Origin of the sequence: Micromonospora sp. CA-246542 (assembly GCF_050942905.1) — a bacterium.
Taxonomy (GTDB): Bacteria; Actinomycetota; Actinomycetes; order Mycobacteriales; family Micromonosporaceae; genus Micromonospora.
This window is the reverse complement of record NZ_CP192040.1, coordinates 2,426,851-2,449,790: the sequence shown is the minus strand read 5'-3', so window position 1 is coordinate 2,449,790 and position 22,940 is coordinate 2,426,851. Positions and strand designations below refer to the sequence as shown.

The window sequence follows — 22,940 nt, the reverse complement described above, 5'->3', positions numbered from 1 at the left end:
CGCACCGCGCCGGGCAGCGGACCGCCCGGCCTGCCGTACCAATTGGATCCTCTCATTCCCGGTCGCACATCACATCCGATCCGCAGACGAAGTCGCGTACGCTCGGGGCGCTGTGACCATCACCGACCCTGACCCCGCCATCGTCCCGCCCACGGGCCGGACGATCCGCACCTTCCACCCCCGTCGGGGGCGGATGAGCGGCCGGCAGACCGACGCGCTGGACCGGCTCTGGTCCTCGTACGGCCTGGACGTGTCGGGCGAGCCCGTCGACCTGGCCGCCCTCTTCGGCCGCCGGGCCCCGGTGGTGCTGGAGATCGGCTCGGGCATGGGAGACAGCACGGCCGCGATGGCCGCCGCCGACCCGGACCGAGATTATCTGGCGGTCGAGGTGCACACGCCGGGAATCGCGAACCTGCTCGACCTGGTCGACCGCGCTGACCTGGGGAATGTCCGGGTTGCTCGGGGTGACGCATTGGAGTTGGTCAGCGGCCTGCCGGAGGGCGCGCTGGACGCCGTACACGTGTTCTTTCCCGATCCGTGGCCGAAGGCCCGGCATCACAAGCGGCGGATCATCCAGCCGTCGCACGTGGCCCTGCTGCGCTCCCGGCTGACGCCCGGTGGGGTGCTGCACTGCGCGACCGACTGGGCCGAGTACGCCGAGGCGATGCGGGAGACCCTGGACGCGGATCCGGAGCTGGTCGACGCGTACGGCGGCTTCGCGCCCCGTCCGGCGCACCGCCCGGTGACGAAGTTCGAGCGGCGGGCCATCACGGCGGGCCGTCCGGTCGCCGATCTGATCTTCCGGCGGCGCTGATCGGCGCTCCGGCGACGCTGAAATGTGAGCCGGTTGGCGCCGGAGGGCATGATCCAGGCACCATGGACACGCTATGACGCTCACCGCCGCGCTGCCGAGAAGCGCCGACCCCGACACCCTCTTCGACGCGTTCGCCGGTTGGGCGAAGGAGCGCGGCCTCGACCTCTACCCCCATCAGGAGGAGGCGGTCATCGAGATCGTCTCCGGCGCCAACCTGATCATGAACACGCCCACCGGCTCGGGTAAGAGCCTGGTGGCCGTAGCCGCGCACTTCGCGGCCCTGGCCGACAACCGGACGACGTTCTACACCGCGCCGATCAAGGCGCTGGTGTCGGAGAAGTTCTTCGCGCTCTGCGAGGTCTTCGGCGCCGAGAACGTCGGCATGCTCACCGGCGACGCCAGCGTCAACGCCGACGCCCCGATCATCTGCTGCACGGCGGAGATCCTGGCCAACCTGGCGCTGCGCGAGGGCGACCGGGCCGACGTCGGCCAGGTGATCATGGACGAGTTCCACTTCTACGCCGAGCCCGACCGGGGTTGGGCGTGGCAGGTGCCGATCATCGAGCTGCCACAGGCCCAGTTCATCCTGATGTCCGCCACCCTGGGCGACACCACCCGCTTCGTCGACGACCTGACCCGGCGCACCGGGCGGCCGACCGCCGTCGTGCGCTCGGCGGAGCGGCCGGTCCCGCTGATCTTCTCGTACGCGATGACGCCGCTGCACGAGACGCTCGAGGAGCTGCTGGAGACCAAGCAGGCCCCGGTGTACGTCGTGCACTTCACCCAGGCCGCCGCGCTGGAACGCGCCCAGGCGCTGATGAGCGTCAACGTCTGCACCCGCGCCGAGAAGGACATGATCGCGCAGGCGATCGGCGGCTTCCGGTTCACCTCCGGCTTCGGCAAGACGCTGTCCCGGCTGGTCCGGCACGGCATCGGCGTACACCACGCCGGCATGCTGCCCAAGTACCGCCGCCTCGTCGAGACCCTCGCGCAGGCCGGCCTGCTCAAGGTCATCTGCGGCACCGACACGCTCGGCGTCGGCATCAACGTGCCGATCCGCACGGTGCTGTTCACCGGCCTGAGCAAGTACGACGGGGTCCGTACCCGCCTGCTCAAGAACCGTGAGTTCCACCAGATCGCCGGACGGGCCGGCCGGGCCGGGTACGACACCATCGGCCGGGTCGTCGTGCAGGCCCCCGAGCACGTCATCGACAACGAGAAGGCGCTCGCCAAGGCCGGTGACGACCCGAAGAAGCGGCGCAAGGTGGTCCGCAAGAAGCCGCCGGAGGGCTCGATCGGCTGGGGGCAGCCCACCTTCGACCGGCTCGTCGACGCCGAGCCGGAGCCGCTGACGTCCAGCTTCCAGGTCAGCCACTCGATGCTGCTCAACGTGATCGGCCGCCCCGGCGACGCGTTCACCGCGATGCGGCACCTGCTCACCGACAACCACGAGGAGCCCGCCGCCCAGCGCCGGCACATCCGCCGCGCCATCGCCATCTACCGGGCGCTGCGCGCCGGAGGCGTGGTCGAGGAGCTGCCCGAGCCGGACGAGACGGGCCGGCGGATCCGCCTCACCGTCGACCTCCAGCTCGACTTCGCCCTCAACCAGCCGCTCTCCCCCCTCGCCCTGGCCACCATCGAGCTGCTCGACGCCGAATCCCCGTCGTACGCGCTCGACGTGCTGAGCGTGATCGAGTCGATCCTCGACGACCCCCGCCAGATCCTGTCCGCGCAGCAGTTCAAGGCGCGCGGCGAGGCGGTCGCCGCCATGAAGGCCGAGGGCATCGAGTACGAGGCGCGCCTCGAACTGCTCGACGAGGTGACCCACCCGAAGCCCCTGGCGGAGCTGCTGGAGGCCGCGTACGAGATGTACCGGCAGGGCCACCCGTGGGTCGCCGACCACCAGCTCTCCCCCAAGGCCGTCGTCCGCGACATGTACGAGCGGGCCATGACGTTCACCGAGTACGTGCAGTTCTACGGGCTGACCCGCTCGGAGGGCCTGGTCCTGCGCTACCTGGCCGACGCGTACAAGACGCTGCGCCAGACCGTGCCCGAGGACGCCAAGACCGAGGAGCTGATCGACCTCATCGAGTGGCTGGGCGAGCTGGTCCGCCAGGTCGACTCCAGCCTCATCGACGAGTGGGAGCGGCTGCGCAACCCGTCCGACGTGGCCGAGGTGGCCCAGGCGCACGCGGCACTGACCGATCGGCCGCCGGCGGTGACCCGCAACGCGCGGGCGTTCCGGGTGCTGGTGCGCAACGCCCTGTTCCGACGCGTCGAGTTGGCCGCGCTACGCCGCTGGGACCTGCTCGCCGAGCTGGACGCCGAGGACGGCTGGGACTACGACGCGTGGGCCGACGCCCTGGCGCCCTACTTCGAGGCGTACGACTCGATCGGGGTCGGCCCGGACGCCCGCGGCCCGGCGCTGCTCATGATCGAGCAGGGCCGGGAGAAGTGGACCGTCCGGCAGATCTTCGACGACCCGGACGGCGACCACGACTGGGGCATCAGCGCCGAGATCGACCTCGTCGCCTCGGACGAGGTCGGCGCGGCGGTCGTCCGGATCACCGACGTCGGCCAACTCTAGCGGTCGTCGCGAAGGGGGCCGTCCGGGATGCCGGGCGGCCCCCTTTGTCGTGTCTTCCGCCGCCCCGTTTTCACTGGGCGATGTCAGGGGTGTCGATTAGAATGTATGTACTAATAGCGCTTCTGAACTGGGAGGACGCCCGTGACCGCGCCCACCTCCACGCCCCTGACGCCCTACACCACCCTGCTCGGCTTCACCCGCTACGTCGACCGCACCGGCCCCACCAAGGCGACCTTCGTGGGCGGTCTGCGCAAGCAGCGTGCCAGCCGTTCCGGCTTCAACCCGCACGGCCAGTTCGTCAAGGCCCTCAAGGCCGACATCGCCTTCCACACCGGCGGCACCCACCTGGCCGGCGTGGTCGACGTGGTCAAACCGCGCTGGCGCCCGCTCTACCAGGCGCTGGTGCCCGGCGCCACGGCCTGGCTGCACTCCCTCGGCGATCCGGCCACCCTCGACCTGGCCCAGACCCGCGACGCCCTGGCCATGCTCGGCGACCTACCCGTCAAGATCAACCCCCACTTCGGCGTACGTCACCCCGACGGTCACGCCGACGCCGTCCGACTGCACTTCGACGAGGCGCCGCCGAGCGAGGAATCCGTGCTCGCCACCCTGCACCTGATGGCCCGCCACATGGACGCGGTCCTCCCGCACGCCGAGCCGGTCCTGGTCGACGTCCGGCGCGGTCAGGCCCACCGCATGCCCACCGACGCCAAGCCCGAACAGATCGAACGCTGGCTGGCCGGCGAAGCCGCCGCCTTCCGCGCCATCTGGTCCACCGCCGCCTAACCACACCCCCTCACCGCCCGCCCAGCCGCGCCCCGCCAACCGCGCGCCCGCCCGCGCTTGCCCGGCAAGATCGCGCTCGATCCAGGATGTAGTGGTCTCCGCTTCTCGGGAGGCCACTACATCCATGTTCGAGCGCGATCATGGGGACAACCGCGCGCACCGACGCCGCCGTGGTGACGGTGGTTATCCACAGGGGCAGCGTGACGCCACGGGCTTCGGCCAGCCTGAAACCATGCCAAGAGCTCCTCGTCGGCCGCCGCAGTTGCGGGGTCGGGTCTTCCGTGGCTCCACCGCCGTGTCGCGCGGGCTGCTCACCCGCAACGACCTCCGCAGTTCAGCGTGGCGACCGCTCTTCCGCGACGTCTATGCCGATGCCCAGCTCACCGTCACGCACACCATCAGATGCGCCGCCGTCGGACGGTGGCTGGTGCCGCCCGGAACGGCCATCGCCGGACGGGCCGCAGCGGGTCTGTACGGCTGCCCGAGCACAAGCGCGGGCGCGCCAATCGACGTCCTGGTGTCCACCGACTCCCGAATCGGTCCGACCAACGGCATCCGCGTCCACCACGGGCAGATCGACCCCGGCGACATCCTGGACCGGGCCGGGATAACGGTGACCAGCCCGGCGCGGACCTGCTGGGACGTGGCCCGTTGGCTCGACATGGTGGAGGCGGTGGTCGTCATCGACGCTCTGCTGGCCCTGCGGCTGACCACCGTGCCGGCTCTGCGCGAGTACGCGTTGAGTCGAGCAGGGCGACGCGGCTGGCGATCCCTGCTGCGGTCGATCGACCTGGTCGACGCGGGCGCGGAGTCCCCGCAGGAATCGCGCACCCGGGTGCGGCTGGTGCTCGCCGGCCTGCCCCGGCCGGAGACGCAGTGGGTCGTGGCCGATCAGGGCCGGTTCGTGGCCCGGCTGGACCTGGCCTGGCCGCAGTTCAAGGTGGCCGTGGAGTACGACGGGCTGTGGCACGACGACCCGGAGCAGTTCCACCGGGACCGTCGACGGCTCAACCGACTGCTCGGCGGCGACTGGATCGTGCTGCACGTGACCGCCAAGCGCCTCCGGGACGACTTCGACGGATTCCTCGCCGAAGTCAAAGCCGCCCTACGCACCCGCGCCGCCCGCTCCCATGATCGTGCCCGAACATGGAAGTAGTGGCCTCCCCCTGGTCGGGAGACCACTACTTCATGGATCGAGCACGATCATGAGGATCGACAGCCGCACCCGGGGCCAGGGTGCGGGGTGGGTCAGGTGGCGGGGAGGTACTTGGCCAGGTCGTCGAGGATCTTGTTGGCGGCGCCGACGCCGATGCCGGTCATCCAGATCTCGTCGGAGACCGGGTACGCCTTTCCGGCCTTGACCGCGCCGAGTCCCTTCCAGAGGGTGCCGCCGGCCACCTTGCTCTGCTCGGCGGCGGCCTTGTCGCCGTACGCGGTCACGAAGATGACGTCGCCGTCGACCTCGTTGATCCGCTCGGGGCTGACCAGGTCGAAGCGCTTGTCCTCCTTGTTGGCGAGCAACTGCCGCTCGGGGCGGCCCAGGCCGGTGTCGCCGATGACGATGCCGGAGAAGGAGTCCGGGCCGTACACCCGGATGTTGCCCGGGATGAACCGCACGATGGACACCTTGCGGGCGGCCGCGTCGCCGAGGGTCGCGCCGAAGTCCTTGGCCCGCTTCTCGTACGCGCCGAGCAGGTCCTTGGCCTGCTGTTCGCGGCCGAGCGCCTTGCCGTCCAGGAGGAAGTTCTCCTTCCACGTGATGCCCACCTTGTCGGTGAACACGGTCGGCGCGATGGCGGCCAGCTCGTCGTAGAACTTCTCCTGGCGGAACTTGCTACCGAGGATCAGGTCCGGCTTGAGGGCGTTGATGGCCTCCAGGTCGGGCTCGGTGAGCACCCCGACCTCCTTGATGCCGGCGAGCTTGTCCGCGCCGAAGTACGTGGGCCAACTCTTGGCCTCGCCGGCGGTCGCCGCGCCGACGGGCGTGATGCCCAACGAGAGCGCCGTGTCGATCTTGTCGGTGTCGAGCACGACGACGCGCTTGGGTTCGGCCGGGACCTTGGTGGTGCCCATGGCGTGGGTGATCTCCCGGGTCTCCCCGGTGGCGGTTCCGGCGACCGGGTCGCTCTCACCGCAGGCGGTGAGGCCGGCCCCGAGGGCGACGGCCGCGGCGAGAGCGGCGACGAGACGACGCATCAGTGTCCTTTCGAGGGGTACGTGCCGGCGAGCGGGTTGGCCGCGTCACCGTCGGCGGATCGGGCGTCCGGTACGGACGCCGTCGACGAATCGGGGTCGCCAGGGCCAGCGGCAAGCGCGGCGGACCCGGCAGCGGCAGCGGCCGGCGCAGAGCCAGCGGCAGACGCAGCAGGCCCGGCAGCGGCGGGAAGGGCCGGGCCGCCGGTGTGCGCGGGCACCACCAGGGGTGCGCCGGTCACCGGGCAGGGCACGACGACGCAGGCCAGCCCGAAGACGTCCCGGACCAGGTCGGCGGTGAGGATCTCCCGGGGTGGGCCGGCGGCCACCACCGCGCCGGCGCGCATCGCGACCAGGTGGTCGGCGTAGCGGGCGGCCTGGTTGAGGTCGTGCAGGACGGCGACCACGGTGCGGCCACGCTCGGCGCGGAGCCGGTGCAGGAGGTCGAGCACCTCCACCTGATGGGCCAGGTCGAGGAAGGTCGTCGGCTCGTCCAGCAACAGCGCCTCGGTGTCCTGGGCGAGCGTCATGGCGATCCACACCCGTTGCCGCTGGCCACCGGAGAGGCTGTCCACCGGCCGGTCGGCCAGGTCGGCCACGTCGGCCAGGGCCATCGCCTCGTCGACCGCGGCGGCATCGGACGACGACCACTGCCGCCACCACCGCTGGTACGGCTGCCGACCGCGTCCGACCAGGTCGGCCACGGTGACGCCCTCGGGCACCAGCGGGCTCTGCGGCAGGACGCCGAGCCGGCGGGCCACGTCACGGGTGGGCAGGTCACGGATGGCGGTGCCGTCCAGCAGGACGGTGCCCTGTCGCGGGGTGAGCAGTCGGGCCATCGTGCGCAGCAGGGTGGACTTGCCGCACGCGTTGGGGCCGACGATCACGGTGAACGCGTCGGTGGGCAGGTCCAGGGTGAGCCCGTCGAGCACGGTACGCTCGTCGTAGCCGACGACCAGGTCGCGGGTGGAGAGCATCACACGACTCCTCACAGGCGTCACGACGACCGCCGCCGTCCACGAAGCAACAGGAAGATCAGGTAGGGGCCGCCGATCGCGGCGGTCAGCACGCCCGCCGGCAGCTGGGTGGGCGCGAACAGTCGGCGGCCGGCCAGGTCGGCGAGGACCAGCAGGAGCGCCCCGAGCAGCGCGGCGCAGACGAGCGGGGGCCGTTCGGCGCGGACCAGCCGGCGGGCCAGTTGCGGTGCGACGAGCGCCACGAAGTCGACGGCGCCGACCTGGGCGGTGACCATCGCGGCGACGAGCACGCCGGTGCCCGCGAGCCCGATCCGGCGGGCCACCGGGCGCAGCCCGACACCGCGCGCGGTGTCGTCGTCGAGGGCGGTGCTGTTCAGGGCCCAGCCGGCCCACGCCAGCACCGGCAGCAGCACCGCGAGTGTGCCGGCGATCCAGGCCGCCTCGGTCCAGCCCTTGCCGGCGAGGGTCCCGATCAGCCAGATCTGCGCCCGCAGGCCGTCGATCGGGTCGGCGGTGAGCATGACCACCTCGGTCAGCGCCCGGAAGGCGAACGCGACCGCCACCCCGGCGAGGACGAACCGTTGCGCGGCCAGCCCGTGCCGGGCACCGAGGGCGAACAGCAGCACCGCCGCCAGCAGACCGCCGACCAGCGCGCTGGGCGCCACCAGGACCGCCGCCGCGCCGCTGGTCAACGCCACGGTCGCGGCGAGGCCGGCGCCCTGGGTGATGCCGATGACGTCCGGGCTCGCGAGGGGGTTGCGCGCGACGCTCTGGATCAGCGTGCCGGCCACGCCGAAGGCCGCGCCGGCCACCGCCGCCAGCACGACCCGGGGCAGGCGAAGATCAAGAACCACGAGGTCGTACGAGGTGCCCGCACCGGAGAGCGCCCGCAGCACGTCGGCCGGGGCGACGTACGGGGTGCCGAGCGAGAGGCTGAGCACGACGGCCAGCAGGAGCAGCGCGGTCAGCACGGCGGCGACCAGCGTCGCGCGGCGACGGATCAGCAGGCTGACCGGCCCGATCCGCAGCAGCGACCGTCCGGGCAGCCGGGACGTACCGCCGGGCGCACCGGGCCGCCCGGCCGCGGCTGCGAGCCCAGCCGCGCCGGACGCATGGGCGGCGCGAGCCGGACCAGCAGCGCCGGACGCACCGGCGGCGCGAGCCGGACCAGCCGCGCCGGACGCACCGGCGGCGCGAGCCGGACCAGCGGCCGGGGCAGCAGCGCGGGCCGGACCAGCAGCGCCGGACGCATCCCCGGCGCAGGCCGGACCAGCAGCGCCGGACGCACCGGCGCGGGCCGGACCAGCGACCGGGTCGGCGGCAGGGGCCGGGCCGGCGGTGCCGGACGCTTCGGCGGGACGGCCGGCGGTCACGCGGTCACCACCCGGGCGCGGCGGACCAGCACGGCCAGCAGCGGCGCGCCGATCAGGGCGGTGACGATGCCGGCGGGTATCTCGCCGGGCGGGGCGACGAGTCGGCCGACGACGTCGGCCCCGAGCAGCAGCGCCGGCCCGAGCAGGGCGGAGACGGCGAGGGTCCAGCGGTGGTCCGCGCCGACCAGGGCACGGGCGAGGTGCGGCACGGCCAGCCCGACGAAGGCGACCGGGCCGGCGGCGGCCACCGCGGCGCCGGTGAGCAGCACGGCGGCGATTCCACCGCCGAGGCGGACCAGGCCGATGCGGTGGCCCAGTCCGCGGGCCACGTCGTCACCGAGGGCGAGGGCGTCCAGGCCCCGGGCCACCAGCGCGGCGAGCAGCAGCCCGACGAGGACGAACGGCAGCACCTGGGCGGTGACGCCGAGGTCCCGGCCGGCGAGTCCGCCCACCACCCAGAACCGGTACTCCTCGAAGGTGCGGGCGTCGATGCTGAGCAGCGCGTACACCCCGGAGGCGAGACTGGCGTCGAGCGCCGCGCCGACCAGCGCGAGGGTGACCGGGCTCGCGCCCTCGCGGGCCCGGCTGGCGATGGCGAAGACCAGCAGGCCGGCGGCGAGCGCGCCGGCGATGCCGAACCAGACGTACCCGGCGAGCGTGCCGATGCCGAAGACGGAGATGGCGAGCACCACGCCGAAGGACGCGCCGGCGCTGATGCCGAGGATGCGCGGCTCGGCGAGCGGGTTGCGGGTGAGCGCCTGGAACAGCACGCCGGCCACGGCGAGCGCCAGCCCGACGGCGAGCCCGAGCGCGGTACGTGGCATCCGCAGTTCCCGGACGATGGTGCTCGCGTCGCTGCCGTCCGGCGCGACGAGGGCGTGCCAGACCGCGCCGAATCCGAGTTGCCGGCTGCCCAGCGCGAAGCTGGCCAGTACGGCGAGCAGCAGCACCAGCGCCGCGCCGACGGTGACGGCGACCCGCCGACCGGTGCGGGCACCGGAGGGGTTGCGGGCCGGCGTCGGCCGGGCGGCGAGGGTGGTCACGAAACTCCTGCACGTTCGAGCTTAGGTTCGCCTAACCTTAGCCGACCTGCGGAAAGTGACCTAACTGGCGTCGGTCGATGCCGCAGACTCAGCCTGCGGCACCGCCACCGAGCCGCCGTCCCCGGCCGCCGCCGCGCCGCGCGGCAGCACGTTGAGGGGCCGCATCATCTCGTTGTCCTCGTGCTCCAGAAGGTGGCAGTGCCAGGAGAAGCGGCCCGGAAGGTCGAAGCGGGCCTTGATCCGGGTCACCTCCCACGGGTACGCGAGCACGGTGTCCATCCATCCCCGCTCCCCCGGCTCCGGCTCCGCCCGGCCCGACCGTCCACGGCCCAACAGCTCGAACTGGGCCTGGTGCAGGTGGACGGGGTGCACGCTACGGGTGAAGTTGCGGACCTCCCACACCTCGGTCGCGCCGACGAGGGGCTGTTCGGTCGCGGGATCGCTCCAGCGCATCGGCCGGCCCCGGCCGCGCTCGTCGAGGGTGCCGAGCAGCATCACCATCGACCGGCCGGACATCCGCTCGTTGAGTGACAGCCGCCGGACCCGCTCCGCCGCACCGAGCCGGGGGTGGGCCGGCAGTTGCAGGTGCTCCGGCGGCACGCTCGGGTCCGCGCCGGTGGCCTCGGTGACCACGAACCGCATCACCTGCCCGGTGGTCCGCGGGTCGGACGGCGGAAAGTCCACCCCGGGCCGGCCACCCCGGTACGCCCACTCGGGCCCCTCGTTGACGAAGAACAGCTCGGTGCCAGCGGGCACGCCGGTGAAGTCGACGATCACGTCGGCCCGCTGGGCGGGGCCGAGGGTGACGCGGTCGTGCGCCACCGGCTCGGGCAGGAAGCCGCTGTCGCTGCCGATCTGCCAGACCGGCAGTGCCGGACGGGCCGGCCGCGCGGTGGCGTGGGCGGCGACGCTGAGCATCAGGAAGCGGCTGTTGCAGCCGTTGAGCAACCGGAACCGGTAGCGCCGGCGCTGCACGGTAAGGCTGGGCCAGGTCCGGCCGTTGACCACGATGGTGGTGCCGGAGAACGCCGACGTCCACGCCGGACCGTCGTGGTGACCTCCGGGGTAGACCAGCTCGCCGTCGGCGCTGAAACTGCGGTCCTGGATGAGCAGCGGGATGTCGTGGTAGTCGGTGTCCGGCGGATCGTCGTGACCCGGCGTCGGGCCGGGCAGCACCCCGTCGGGCAGGTCGTCGCCGCCCAGCAGGTAGAAGCCGGCCGGCCCGGCGTAGACGTTCTCCCTGGTGAGGCCCAGCGTGTGGTCGTGGTACCAGAGGGTGCAGGGCCGCTGGTCGTTGGCGTACTCGAAGGTGGCCGAACCCGCCGCCCAGCGCAGGCCGGACCCCTCGGCGAAGCGGGACCGGAACTCGCCGTACGCGCTGCCCGTGACGGCGTAGTCGGCCGGCAGGTCGCGGGCCACCGGCAGGTACCACGCCTCGGAGTGCCCGTCGCTCTCCTGCGTGCTGTGCCCGCCGTGCAGGTGGACCACCTGGGGCACCGGTCCCCGGTAGCCACGTCGGCTGCCGTCCGAGCGGCCGTGCCCGTCGCGGCCGTTGCGGCCACCGGCCGGGTTGGCCCAGTGCAGGGTCTCATCGACGGGCAGCAGGTGGGGCAGGTAGTCGCCCCAGTGGTCGACGAGTTCGTTGACCCAGGTCACCCGTACCGGGCGGTTCACCCGCGCGACGATGCTGTGCGCCGGGTAGCCGAAGCTGCCGGGGTGGGCGGTGGAGCCGTAACCCCACACGGTCGTACGCGGCCAGGACAGCGGCAGGATCTGCTGGCGGAACTGCCGCACCCCGACGACGTACGTGTCCCGCTCGGGATCGTTCGCCACCCGGGGCATGGCCGCGGGGATCCGCAGCGGCGCGACGTACTTCGGGATGTCGGCGGCGCGCAGCACCGTCGCCGCGGCGAGCGCGCGTCCCGCGGCCGTCGATCCCGCCGGGACCAGAAGCGCGGCGCCTCCGGCGGTACCGGCCACGAGCACCTGTCGTCTGCTGACCATGCCGCACCCCCACTCGTATCCGACCTCGATAAGAGAATGAGTTTCGCGGACGGGGGCAAGTGGGGCGGATGGCGGATAACACCCGTAAGGGGGACACGAAGCGCCATATGGTGTGGGGCATGCGATTCGACCAGCACACGGTCGTCCTGCTGACCCGACCGTCGGATCCGCCGGAGCTGCCACCGGAGGCGGTCGACCGGCTACGCGACGCCCATCTGGCCCACCAGGCAGGGCTCGTGGAGCAGGGACTGGTGCTCGCGGCCGGCCCGCTCCTGCACGCCGACGACGACCGGATGCGGGGCTTCGTCGTCTTCTCCATCGCCCCGGACGAGGTACGCGGGCTCTACGCCGACGACCCGGCCGTCCGTGCCGGCCTGCTCGTCGCGCGGGTGGCGAGCTGGATGGTGCCCGAGGGCAACGTGCGGTACGAGGGCGTGCCGATCCCCGCGTCGATGCTGGAGGCGGCGGCGGGCGACTGACGCGGTCAGCCGGGCAGGTCCGCGATCGGCAGCACCCGCAGGTCGTCCGGCTCGCCCAGGATGACCCGCAGCGCCGGGAAGTACGCGCTGAGCACCGGCCGGCACCTGTCGCAGGGCCCGACGACCGTACGACCCCGGTCGGCGACCGAGACGATGGTCTCCAGCTCGGTCACGCCCTGCGTGGCGGCGGTGCCGACGACGACCAGCTCCGCGCAGGTGTCCCCGCTGTCGTGGTGCAGGTTCACCCCGGAGAACACCCGCCCGTCGGCGGTACGGGCGGCCGACGCGCCGGTGTGGTGGCGGCTGCGGCACCGGAGTTTGGCGACCGCCGTGGCGGCCTGCACCAGCGCTCGATCGGTGTCCCGCAGCTCCATCCCGGCCCCCCAGCGCTCGACGTCGGCCGCAACTGTAGACCGCCGTCCGCGCGCCGAAGCACCCACGCGCGGTAACCCAGGGGCGGTCCGCCGCCGGGCTGCCTATCCTTGGGCACGACATGCAGAATCCAGCCTCCTCCGCCGCGACCGATCCCGTCCGCGACCTGCACCGCCGCCTCAGTCCCCTGATGTTCCGCGACCAGCGCCGGCTCCAGCGACGCCTGGACGGCGCCCGCAAGCTGCGCGACCCGCAGCGCCGGGAGGCGGCCCTGACCGAGATCACCGCCGAGCTGGCGCGGGCCGAGCAGCGGCTGGCCGACCGGCGGGCGGCGGTGCCGACGATCGCGTACCCCGTGGGGTTGCCGGTCAGCGAGCGCAAGGACGACATCGCCGCCGCCATCCGCGATCACCAGGTGGTGATCGTGGCCGGCGAGACCGGCTCCGGCAAGACGACCCAGTTGCCGAAGATCTGTCTGGAGCTGGGGCGCGGCATCAACGGCCTGATCGGGCACACCCAGCCCCGGCGGCTGGCCGCCCGGACGGTGGCCGACCGGATCGCCGACGAGCTGGGCACCGAGCTGGGTGACGTGGTCGGCTACAAGGTGCGCTTCACCGACCAGGTGAGCGAGCGCAGCCTGGTCAAGCTGATGACCGACGGCATCCTGCTGGCCGAGTTGCAGACCGACCGGATGCTGCGCCAGTACGACACGTTGATCATCGACGAGGCGCACGAGCGCAGCCTCAACATCGACTTCATCCTCGGTTACCTGCGCGAGCTGCTGCCCCGCCGACCCGACCTCAAGGTGATCATCACCTCGGCGACGATCGAGACCGACCGCTTCGCCAAGCACTTCGCCGATGCCCAGGGCAGTCCGGCGCCGGTCGTCGAGGTCTCCGGACGCACCTATCCCGTGGAGGTCCGCTACCGGCCGCTGGTCGAGGTCGCCGAGGGCGACGAGGACGGCGACGCCGACGAGGAGAACGTCCGCGACCAGATCCAGGCGATCGGCGACGCCGTCGAGGAGCTGGCCGCCGAGGGGCCGGGCGACATCCTGGTCTTCCTCAGCGGCGAACGGGAGATCCGCGACACCGCCGACGCGCTGGGCAAGCTGGTGCAGAAGAAGCGGTCGCTGCTGGGCACCGAGATCCTGCCGCTGTACGCGCGGCTCTCCGCCGCCGAGCAGCACCGCGTCTTCGCCGCGCACTCCTCGCGACGCGTGGTGCTCGCCACCAACGTCGCGGAGACCTCGCTGACCGTGCCCGGCATCAAGTACGTGGTGGACCCGGGCACCGCCCGCATCTCCCGCTACTCCAGCCGACTCAAGGTGCAGCGGCTGCCGATCGAGCCCGTCTCGCAGGCGTCGGCCAACCAGCGCAAGGGCCGCTGCGGTCGTACGTCGGACGGTATCTGCATCCGCCTCTACGACGAGCAGGACTTCCTGTCCCGGCCCGAGTTCACCGACCCGGAGATCCTGCGCACCAACCTGGCGTCGGTCATCCTCCAGATGACCGCGATCGGGCTGGGCGACCTGGCGGCGTTCCCGTTCATCGACCCACCGGACAAGCGCAACATCACCGACGGCGTCAACCTGCTGCACGAGTTGGGCGCGCTCGACCCGACCGAGACCGACCCGGCGAAGCGGCTCACCGCGCTGGGCCGTCGGCTGGCCCAGCTCCCGGTCGACCCGCGGCTGGCCCGGATGGTGGTCGAGGGCGAGCGCAACGGTTGCGCCACCGAGATCCTGGTGATCGCCGCCGCGCTCTCCATCCAGGACCCCCGCGAGCGCCCGGCGGAGAAGCAGGCCCAGGCCGACCAGGCACACGCCCGGTTCGCCGACAAGGAGTCCGACTTCGTCGCGTACCTGAACCTGTGGCGCTACCTGCGTGAGCAGCAGCGGGAGTTGTCGTCGAGCGCGTTCCGTCGGATGTGCAAGGCCGAGTACCTGAACTACCTGCGGATCCGCGAGTGGCAGGACATCGTCAGCCAGTTGCGCCAGGTGCTGCGTACCCCCGCCGAGAACGACCGACGCGGCGGGCGGGCGGCGCGGGACACCCCGGCCGAGGCGGACGCCGGCCGGGGCGCGGGCCGCCGGGGCGGCGCGGACCTGCCGGAGGAGATCGACACCCCGAAGGTGCACCAGTCGCTGCTGCCGGGCCTGCTGTCGCACATCGGCCTCAAGGACGCCCAGAAGCACGAGTACCTGGGGGCGCGGGGCGCGAAGTTCGCGCTGTTCCCCGGGTCGGCGCTGTTCAAGAAGCCGCCGCGCTGGGTGATGGCCGCCGAGTTGGTGGAGACCTCCCGGCTGTGGGGGCGCATCGCCGGGCGGGTCGAGCCGGAGTGGGTCGAACCGCTGGCGCAGCACCTGGTCAAGCGCAGCTACAGCGAGCCGCACTGGGAGAAGAAGCAGGCCGCGGTGATGGCCTACGAGAAGGTCACCCTGTACGGCATGCCGCTGGTCGCCTCCCGCAAGGTCAACTTCGGGCGGATCGACCCGACGCTGAGCCGGGAGCTGTTCATCCGGCACGCCCTCGTCGAGGGCGACTGGCAGACCCACCACCGGTTCTGGGCCGACAACAAGCGACTGCTGGGCGAGATCGAGGAGCTGGAGAGCCGGGCCCGCCGCCGGGACATCCTGGTCGACGACGAGACCATCTTCGGCTTCTACGACCAGCGGATCCCCGCCGACGTGGTCTCCGGCCGGCACTTCGACACCTGGTGGAAGAAGACCCGCCACGAGCGCCCCGACCTGCTGACCTTCACCCGCGACCTGCTGGTCAACGACGGTCGCGGCGGTGTCGACGAGAGCGACTACCCCGACGAGTGGCAGACCCAGGGGGTGACGCTGCCGCTGACCTACCGGTTCGAGCCGGGCACGGCGACCGACGGCGTCACCGTGGACATCCCCCTGCCGCTGCTCAACCAGGTGCCGGCGGAGAGCTTCGACTGGCAGGTGCCGGGGCTGCGCGAGGAGACGGTGATCGCGCTGATCCGCTCGCTGCCCAAGGCGATCCGGCGCAACTTCGTGCCGGTGCCGGACTACGCCCGCGCGGCTCTCGCGGCGATCACCCCCGGCGAGACGTCACTGCTGGACGCGCTCACCCGTGAGCTGCGGCGGATGACCGGTGTCACCGTGCCCCGCGACGCCTGGGAGCCGGCCAAGCTCCCCGCGCACCTGCGGGTGACGTTCCGGGTGCTCGGCGACGACGACAAGCCGGTCGCCGAGGGCAAGGACCTGCCGGCCCTGCAACGTCAACTGCGTCAGGAGGTACGCCAGGTCGTGGCGGCCGCCGCGCCGGAGGTCGCCCGGACCGGCCTGCGCGAGTGGAGCATCGGCACGCTGCCCCGGACCATCGAGCAGGTCCGCGCCGGCTACGCGGTGACCGCGTACCCGGCCCTGGTCGACGAGGGCACGACGGTCGGGGTGAAGGTGTTCGACTCCCCCGCCGAGGCGGAGGCCGCGCACTGGGCCGGCACCCGCCGGCTGCTGCGGCTCACCGTGCCGTCCCCGGCCCGGTTCCTCCAGGGTCGGTTGAGCAACGAGGCGAAGCTGGCGTTGAGTCGCAACCCGCACGGCGGCGTGCAGGAGCTGATCGAGGACGCGGCCGGCGCGGCCATCGACCGGCTGATCGACGCCGCCGGAGGCCCGGCGTGGGACGCCGAGGGCTTCGCCGCCCTGCGCGAGAAGGTCCGCGCCTACCTGGTCGACACCGTCGTCGAGGTGATGGACCGGGTCCGCAAGGTGATCGCCGCTGCGTACGCGGTCGAGCAGCGGCTCGGCGCGACCCGCAACCTGGCCGTGGTTGCGGCGCTGGCCGACATCCGCAAGCAGCTCGCCGGGCTGGTGCACGCCGGCTTCATCACCGAGACCGGGTACGCCCGCCTGCCCGACCTGCTGCGCTACCTCACCGCGATCGAACGTCGGCTGGACCGGCTCGGCGGCAACCCGCAGCGCGACCGCCAGCAGCAGGACCGGATCGCGGTGGTGCAGAAGGAGTACGACGACCTGCTCGCCGCCCTGCCACCCGCCCGCCGGCAGGAGGCGGCTGTCCGGCAGATCCGCTGGATGATCGAGGAGTTGCGGGTGAACGTGTTCGCCCAGGCGCTGGGCACCCCGTACCCCGTCTCGGAGCAGCGGATCTATCGGGCGATGGACGACGCCGAGGGCCGCTGAGCCCGCCGGCCTGGCCGCTGTCGGCCTGCTCGCGGCGGCGGTCCCGGCCGGGTCAGCCCAGCGGCTCCACGCCCGGCGGCAGCTCGCCCCGGTCGATCGCGGACTGGACGTAGTCGAGCAGGATCCGCCGGAGTTCCCGGCCGGCGTGCGTCGGAACGACGTCGCGGCGACGGGCCACCGCGATGGTCCGCGTCACCCCGGGGGTCGCCAGCGGCGTGATGCGCACCCCGGGTCGGCGGGCCAGCACGATCCCCGGCACCAGCGCGATGCCGAGTCCCGCCTCGACGAAGCTGAGGACGGCGTCCATCTCGCCGCCGTCCACCGCGAAGCTCGGCTCGAAGCCCGCCTCCCGGCACGCCGCGATGGTGGCGTCCCGCAGGTCGTAGCCCTCCCGGAACATCACCATCGGCTGGTCGCGCAGGTCGGTGATCCGCAGCTCACCCGTCGCCGAGGCGGTCGGCACCTCGCCCACCGAGGCCACCACCAGGCTCTCGCGCAGGATCGGGTCGACACGCAGGCCCGGGTCGGCGCCCTGCGACGGCATGATGATCAGCGCCAGGTCCAGGTCGCCGCGCAGCAGGTCCCGGACGAGGTCCTGGGAGCCGCTCTCCTCGACGCGGAGGTCGACGGTGGGGTGCGCGTCGCGGAACCGGCGCAGCACCGGCGGGGCGAGCGAGGTGGCCAGGCTCGGGGTCGCGCCCAGTCGTACGCGCCCTCGGCGCAGTCCGACCAGCTCCTGCACCTCCCGGGTCGCGGTCTCCACGTCGGCGAGGATCCGGGTCGCCAACGGCAGGAGCACCTCGCCGGCCGCGGTGAGGGCGATGTTGCCCCGTACCCGCTCGAACAGCGGGGCGCCGAGGTCGGTCTCGAGGGCGTGAATTTGCTTACTCAACGAGGGCTGGGTTATGCCGACGATGTCGGCGGCTTGGGTGAAATGTCGTACTTCGGCCACCGCGACGAAGTACCGGAGCTGATGGAGCTGCATCTACATAGCTTATGGCTATCAACGCTGCGAGTTCGATGCATTGGACGACTGATCAAAGTGCTCCTAGCGTCAGATCCGTGGTAATGACGAAAACTCGGTCGCCCATCCGCTCGAACGTCGGCCTCAAGGCTGTCATGGCGGTGACGGGCATTGTGCTGGTGCTGTTCCTGATCGCGCACATGCTCGGGAACCTGAAGGTGTTCACGGGGGAGACCTCGTTCGACCACTACGCGCACTGGCTGCGCGACATCGGCAAGCCACTGCTGCCCGGTGTCTGGTTCCTGTGGATCCTGCGCACCGTCCTCGTGGTGGCCGTCGTCGCCCACATCGTGGCCGCCACCGTGCTGGCGCTGCGCGCCCGCGCCGCCCGCCCGGTGAAGTACGCCCACCGCAAGAAGGTCCGGGGCAGCTACGCGGCCCGCACCATGCGCTGGGGTGGCGTGATCATCCTGCTGTTCGTGATCTACCACCTCCTGGACCTGACCACCGGCACGCTCAACCCGGTCGGGACCGAGGGCAAGCCGTACGGCAACGTCGTCGCCGACTTCGCCCCGGAGCGCTGGTACGTCACGCTCTTCTACACCCTGGCGATCGTCACGCTCGGCTTCCACCTGCGCCACGGCGCCTTCAGCGCGTTCCGCAGCCTCGGGCAGCAGACGCCCCGGGGCGAGCGCCGGGCGCGCGCCGCCGCGCTGGTCTTCGCCGTGGTGCTCTGCGCCGGATACCTGGTGGTCCCGTTCGCCGTACTCACCGGATTGGTGTCCTGACATGGAACTCTTCACCGAGGGCGACCCGATCGCCGACACGAAGGCGCCCGCCGGCCCGGTCGAGAAGCGCTGGGAGACCCGACGCTTCGAGGCCAAGCTGGTCAACCCGGCCAACCGCCGCAAGATGACGGTGATCGTGGTCGGCACCGGCCTGGCCGGCGGCTCCGCCGCCGCGACGCTGGCCGAGCAGGGCTACCACGTCAAGTCCTACTGCTACCAGGACAGTCCGCGCCGGGCCCACTCGATCGCGGCGCAGGGCGGCATCAACGCCGCGAAGAACTACCGCAACGACGGCGACTCCGTGCACCGGCTGTTCTACGACACCGTCAAGGGCGGCGACTTCCGCTCCCGGGAGTCGAACGTGCACCGCCTGGCCGAGGTGTCGGTCAACATCATCGACCAGTGCGTCGCCCAGGGCGTGCCGTTCGCCCGTGAGTACGGCGGCCTGCTGGACACCCGCTCCTTCGGCGGCGCGCAGGTGCAGCGCACCTTCTACGCCCGGGGCCAGACGGGCCAGCAGCTGCTGCTCGGCGCGTACCAGGCGCTGGAGCGGCAGATCGGCCTCGGCAACGTCGAGATGAACGCCCGGCACGAGATGCTGGAGCTGGTCATCGTCGACGGCAAGGCCCGGGGCATCGTCGTCCGGGACCTGGTCACCGGCGAGATCAGCACCGAGATGGCCGACGCGGTCGTGCTCGCCTCCGGCGGCTACGGCAACGTCTTCTACCTCTCCACGAACGCCAAGGGCTGCAACGTCACCGCCACCTGGCGGGCGCACCGCAAGGGGGCGTACTTCGCCAACCCCTGCTACACGCAGATCCACCCGACGTGCATCCCGGTCTCCGGCGACCACCAGTCGAAGCTGACCCTGATGAGCGAGTCGCTGCGCAACGACGGCCGGGTGTGGGTGCCCAAGCGCAAGGGCGACGACCGCAGCCCCAAGGACATTCCCGAGGACGAGCGGGACTACTACCTGGAGCGGATCTACCCGTCCTTCGGCAACCTGGTCCCCCGCGACATCGCCTCCCGCGCCGCCAAGAACGTCTGCGACGAGGGCCGGGGTGTCGGTCCGACCAAGCTCGGCGTCTACCTCGACTTCGCCGACGCGATCGACCGGCTGGGCCGCAAGGCCATCGAGGCCAAGTACGGCAACCTCTTCGAGATGTACGAGCGGATCACCGGCGAGGACCCGTACGAGGTGCCGATGCGGATCTACCCCGCCGTGCACTACACGATGGGCGGGCTCTGGGTCGACTACGACCTCCAGTCCAGCATCCCGGGCCTGTTCGTGATCGGCGAGGCGAACTTCTCCGACCACGGCGCGAACCGGCTCGGCGCCTCGGCGCTGATGCAGGGCCTCGCCGACGGTTACTTCGTCCTGCCCACCACCATCGCCAACTACCTGGCCTCGGGCCCCCTGGAGAAGGTCGACGCCAGCCACCCGGCGGCGGTCGAGGCGCGTACCGACGTCGAGGACCGGATCCAGCGGCTGCTGGGGGTCGACGGCGACCGGACCGTGGACTCGTTCCACCGGGAGCTGGGCCAGATCATGTGGGAGCACTGCGGCATGGAGCGCAGTGAGGCCGGTCTGCGCAAGGCGATCGGTGAGATCCGCGACCTGCGCGAGCAGTTCTGGCAGCGGGTCAAGGTGTCCGGCACCGGCGAGGAGCTGAACCAGTCGCTGGAGAAGGCCGGCCGGGTGGCCGACTTCTTCGAGCTGGCCGAGCTGATGTGCATCGACGCCCTGCACCGCGAGGAGTCCTGCGGCGGTCACTTCCGGGCCGAGCACCAGACCCCCGACGGCGAGGCGCAGCGCGACGACGAGAAGTTCGCGTACGTGGCGGCCTGGGAGTTCACCGCCACCGGTGAGCCCTCGGTGCTGCACAAGGAAGACCTGAAGTTCGAATACGTCCACCCCACGCAGCGGAGCTACAAGTGAACCTGACCCTGCGCATCTGGCGCCAGAAGGGCCCTGAGGACAAGGGTCGGATGGTGACCTACCCGGTCGACGACGTGTCCCCGGACATGTCGTTCCTGGAGATGCTCGACGTGCTCAATGAGCGGCTGATCCTCTCCGGCGAGGACCCGGTGGCGTTCGACCACGACTGCCGCGAGGGCATCTGCGGCATGTGCGGCCTCATGATCAACGGTGACGCGCACGGACCGCAGCGCGGCACCACGGCGTGCCAGCTGCACATGCGGCAGTTCTCCGACGGCGACACGATCGACATCGAGCCGTGGCGGGCCAGCGCCTTCCCGGTCGTCAAGGACCTGGTCGTCAACCGGAGCGCCTTCGACAAGATCATCGCCGCCGGCGGTTACATCACCGCCCCGACCGGCAGCGCGCCCGAGGCACACTCCACCCCGGTCGCCAAGGCCAACGCGGACGCCGCCTTCGAGTCGGCGGCCTGCATCGGCTGCGGCGCGTGCGTGGCGGCCTGCCCGAACGGCTCCGGCATGCTCTTCACCGCCGCCAAGCTCACCCAGCTCTCGTTGCTGCCCCAGGGCCAGCCGGAGCGCTACACCCGGGTGATCGGCATGGTCGACGCGCACGACGAGGCGGGCTTCGGCGGCTGCACCAACGCCGGTGAGTGCACGGTGGCCTGCCCGAAGGGCATCCCGCTGAACACCATCGGCCGGCTCAACCGCGACTACCTGTCGGCCACCACCAAGGGTGGCAACACCCCCGGCTCCTGATCCTTCCGGCCCAGGCAACCCCCGGACCGCCGCGCCCCGATCGTCGGGCGCGGCGGTCCGTCGTTGAGGGCCCACACCGCCCGCAGCGGTCCGCCCAGTCCGGCCTACCCCCGGCCCCGACCAGGCCCGCGACTGACCCGGCCCCGGCCCGCGACCGGCCCGACCTGGCGCGACCGGCCCGCGCCGGCAAGATCCACTCCACATCGGCGAGGTGGCGGTGTCCTGGCGCCGGGATACCGCCACCTCGGCGCAATGGAGTCGATCAACAGGGCCACCCCGCACGACCCACGAACGGCCACGCCACGTCGATCGCGCGGACGGCGACCAGCGCGGGGCTGGGGGCGGCCGTGCCCGGCGCAGGGATCAAGCCTGACCGCCCGGAGCCGGGCACGGTCGCCCCCAGCCCCAACCGCAACCACCGACAAGGGCCGGAGCGCCGGTTCAACTCCCCCTCCCCGGGTAGCAGTCAGGGTAGGACCGAGGGAGGGCAGCCGGACATGAAGGCGTTGACCTGGCAGGGCAAGCGGGACGTACGGGTCGAGGAGGTGCCCGACCCTCGAATCGAGGAGCCGACCGACGCGATCGTCAAGATCACATCGACGGCGATCTGCGGCTCGGATCTGCACCTGTACGAGGTGCTGGGGCCGTACCTGAAGCCCGGGGACATCCTGGGACACGAGCCGATGGGGATCGTCGAGGAGGTCGGCCCGGAGGTGACCGGCCTGAAGCCCGGCGACCGGGTGGTGGTGCCGTTCAACATCTCCTGCGGCGACTGCTGGATGTGCCGACGCCAGCTCTACGCCCAGTGCGAGACGACCCAGGTGACCAGCGAGGGCAAGGGCGCGGCGCTGTTCGGCTACACGTCCCTCTACGGATCGGTGCCCGGCGGCCAGGCCGAGTACCTGCGCGTTCCGCAGGCCCACTTCGGGCCGATCAAGATCCCGCAGACCGGCGCGGACGAGCGCTACCTGTACCTCTCCGACATCCTGCCCACCGCCTGGCAGGCGGTGAAGTACGCGGACACCCCGCCCGGCGGCACGCTCGCCGTCTTCGGGCTGGGCCCGGTCGGCCAGTTCTGCGCCCGCATCGGCCGCCACCTCGGCGCCGGACGGGTGATCGGACTGGACCTGGTGCCCGAGCGGCTGGAGCTGGCTCGCCGGCACGGCATCGAGGTGCTCGACGTACGCGAGTTGTCCGACGTGCCGGGCGCGCTGATCGACCTGGTCGACGGGCGCGGTCCGGACGCGGTCATCGACGCGGTCGGCATGGAGGCGCACGGCTCGCCGGTCGGCAAGCTCGCCCACGCGGCCGTCGGACTGCTGCCGGACAAGCTCGCCCAGACGCTGACGGACCGGGTCGCCATCGACCGGCTCGCCGTCCTGCACGCCGCGCTCAAGGGGGTCCGGCGCGGCGGCACCGTCTCGCTCTCCGGGGTGTACGGCGGCGAGGCCGACTCGATGCCGATGATGGAGATGTTCGACCGGGGCGTCCAACTGCGGATGGGGCAGTGCCACGTGCGCCGCTGGGTCGACGAGATCATGCCGCTGCTCTCCGGCGACGACGACCCGTTGGGGGTGGAGGATCTGCGTACCCACCGGCTGCCGCTGAGCGACGCGCCGCGCGCGTACGAGATGTTCCAGAAGAAGGAGGACGGCTGCATCAAGGTGGTCCTCGAGCCGTGAGTGCGAG

Annotated in this window: 17 protein-coding genes; 10 read left to right on the top strand and 7 right to left on the bottom strand. The window is 72.0% G+C overall.

Features of this window, described 5'->3' with window-relative positions; all coding sequences use genetic code 11:
- Nucleotides 1–112 precede the first annotated feature (112 nt).
- The 4 genes from trmB to ACQP0N_RS11390 all read left to right on the top strand — a co-directional run bounded on the left by trmB (nt 113) and on the right by ACQP0N_RS11390 (nt 5,343).
- Nucleotides 113–814 carry a tRNA (guanosine(46)-N7)-methyltransferase TrmB gene (trmB, locus tag ACQP0N_RS11405; RefSeq protein ID WP_433119828.1) on the top strand — a complete coding sequence of 234 codons (702 nt, stop codon included), beginning with the start codon at nt 113–115 and terminating at the stop codon, nt 812–814.
- 73 nt (nt 815–887) lie between these two features.
- On the top strand, nt 888–3,401 hold the full coding sequence (locus ACQP0N_RS11400) for a DEAD/DEAH box helicase (RefSeq protein WP_433119826.1): 2,514 nt from the start codon (nt 888–890) through the stop codon (nt 3,399–3,401).
- A gap of 141 nt (nt 3,402–3,542) precedes the next feature.
- Nucleotides 3,543–4,187, top strand: coding sequence for a hypothetical protein (locus ACQP0N_RS11395; RefSeq protein ID WP_433119824.1), 645 nt, complete (start codon nt 3,543–3,545; stop codon nt 4,185–4,187).
- A gap of 232 nt (nt 4,188–4,419) precedes the next feature.
- Nucleotides 4,420–5,343 (top strand): hypothetical protein, encoded by a 924-nt coding sequence (locus ACQP0N_RS11390; protein WP_433119821.1) that lies wholly within the window; start codon nt 4,420–4,422, stop codon nt 5,341–5,343.
- Nucleotides 5,344–5,435: 92 nt separating this feature from the next.
- On the opposite strand, the gene ACQP0N_RS11385 is transcribed toward ACQP0N_RS11390, so the two are convergent.
- From ACQP0N_RS11385 to ACQP0N_RS11365, 5 genes are read right to left on the bottom strand one after another with little or no spacing between them, the layout of a single operon-like run.
- A complete protein-coding gene (locus ACQP0N_RS11385; RefSeq protein ID WP_433119819.1) occupies nt 5,436–6,383 on the bottom strand; it encodes an ABC transporter substrate-binding protein in 948 nt (315 codons plus the stop codon).
- Nucleotides 6,383–7,357, bottom strand: coding sequence for an ABC transporter ATP-binding protein (locus ACQP0N_RS11380; protein ID WP_433119817.1), 975 nt, complete (start codon nt 7,355–7,357; stop codon nt 6,383–6,385). Before ACQP0N_RS11380 ends, ACQP0N_RS11385 begins: the two co-directional genes overlap by 1 nt.
- Nucleotides 7,358–7,377: 20 nt before the next feature.
- Nucleotides 7,378–8,730, bottom strand: coding sequence for a FecCD family ABC transporter permease (locus ACQP0N_RS11375; RefSeq protein ID WP_433119815.1), 1,353 nt, complete (start codon nt 8,728–8,730; stop codon nt 7,378–7,380).
- Nucleotides 8,727–9,773: a FecCD family ABC transporter permease gene (locus tag ACQP0N_RS11370; protein WP_433119813.1), complete on the bottom strand. Its 1,047-nt coding sequence runs from the start codon at nt 9,771–9,773 to the stop codon at nt 8,727–8,729. Before ACQP0N_RS11370 ends, ACQP0N_RS11375 begins: the two co-directional genes overlap by 4 nt.
- A 60-nt stretch (nt 9,774–9,833) precedes the next feature.
- Nucleotides 9,834–11,777 carry a multicopper oxidase family protein gene (locus tag ACQP0N_RS11365; RefSeq protein ID WP_433119811.1) on the bottom strand — a complete coding sequence of 648 codons (1,944 nt, stop codon included), beginning with the start codon at nt 11,775–11,777 and terminating at the stop codon, nt 9,834–9,836.
- Nucleotides 11,778–11,896: 119 nt separating this feature from the next.
- On the opposite strand from ACQP0N_RS11365, the gene ACQP0N_RS11360 reads away from it, so the two are divergent.
- Entirely contained in the window at nt 11,897–12,256 is a 360-nt protein-coding gene (locus ACQP0N_RS11360; RefSeq protein ID WP_433119809.1) for a YciI family protein, read from the top strand.
- Nucleotides 12,257–12,261: 5 nt separating this feature from the next.
- Here the strand turns inward: ACQP0N_RS11360 and ACQP0N_RS11355 are convergent, their stop codons facing one another.
- Nucleotides 12,262–12,630, bottom strand: a complete 369-nt coding sequence (locus ACQP0N_RS11355; protein WP_433119807.1) for a cytidine deaminase — start codon at nt 12,628–12,630, stop codon at nt 12,262–12,264.
- Between the two features lie 119 nt (nt 12,631–12,749).
- Between ACQP0N_RS11355 and hrpA the strand changes: the two genes are divergently transcribed.
- Nucleotides 12,750–16,802, top strand: a complete 4,053-nt coding sequence (hrpA, locus tag ACQP0N_RS11350) for an ATP-dependent RNA helicase HrpA (protein WP_433119805.1) — start codon at nt 12,750–12,752, stop codon at nt 16,800–16,802.
- Nucleotides 16,803–16,854: 52 nt separating this feature from the next.
- Here hrpA and ACQP0N_RS11345 read toward each other — a convergent pair whose 3' ends face one another.
- Complete coding sequence (locus tag ACQP0N_RS11345; RefSeq protein WP_355050271.1) at nt 16,855–17,787, bottom strand: LysR family transcriptional regulator; 933 nt, start codon at nt 17,785–17,787, stop codon at nt 16,855–16,857.
- 134 nt (nt 17,788–17,921) lie between these two features.
- Here ACQP0N_RS11345 and ACQP0N_RS11340 point away from each other — a divergent pair, with 134 nt between their 5' ends.
- The 4 genes from ACQP0N_RS11340 (at nt 17,922) to ACQP0N_RS11325 (ending at nt 22,933) form a co-directional block, all read left to right on the top strand.
- A complete protein-coding gene (locus ACQP0N_RS11340; protein ID WP_433121562.1) occupies nt 17,922–18,554 on the top strand; it encodes a succinate dehydrogenase cytochrome b subunit in 633 nt (210 codons plus the stop codon).
- A gap of 1 nt (nt 18,555) precedes the next feature.
- The gene (locus tag ACQP0N_RS11335) at nt 18,556–20,493 is read left to right on the top strand and encodes a fumarate reductase/succinate dehydrogenase flavoprotein subunit (RefSeq protein ID WP_433119803.1); all 1,938 of its coding nucleotides are present in this window, start codon (nt 18,556–18,558) and stop codon (nt 20,491–20,493) included.
- A complete protein-coding gene (locus tag ACQP0N_RS11330; protein ID WP_396801834.1) occupies nt 20,490–21,251 on the top strand; it encodes a succinate dehydrogenase/fumarate reductase iron-sulfur subunit in 762 nt (253 codons plus the stop codon). The genes ACQP0N_RS11335 and ACQP0N_RS11330 overlap by 4 nt, the downstream gene beginning before the upstream one ends.
- A 497-nt stretch (nt 21,252–21,748) precedes the next feature.
- Nucleotides 21,749–22,933: a zinc-dependent alcohol dehydrogenase gene (locus ACQP0N_RS11325; protein ID WP_433119800.1), complete on the top strand. Its 1,185-nt coding sequence runs from the start codon at nt 21,749–21,751 to the stop codon at nt 22,931–22,933.
- The last annotated feature ends 7 nt before the right edge of the window (nt 22,934–22,940 follow it).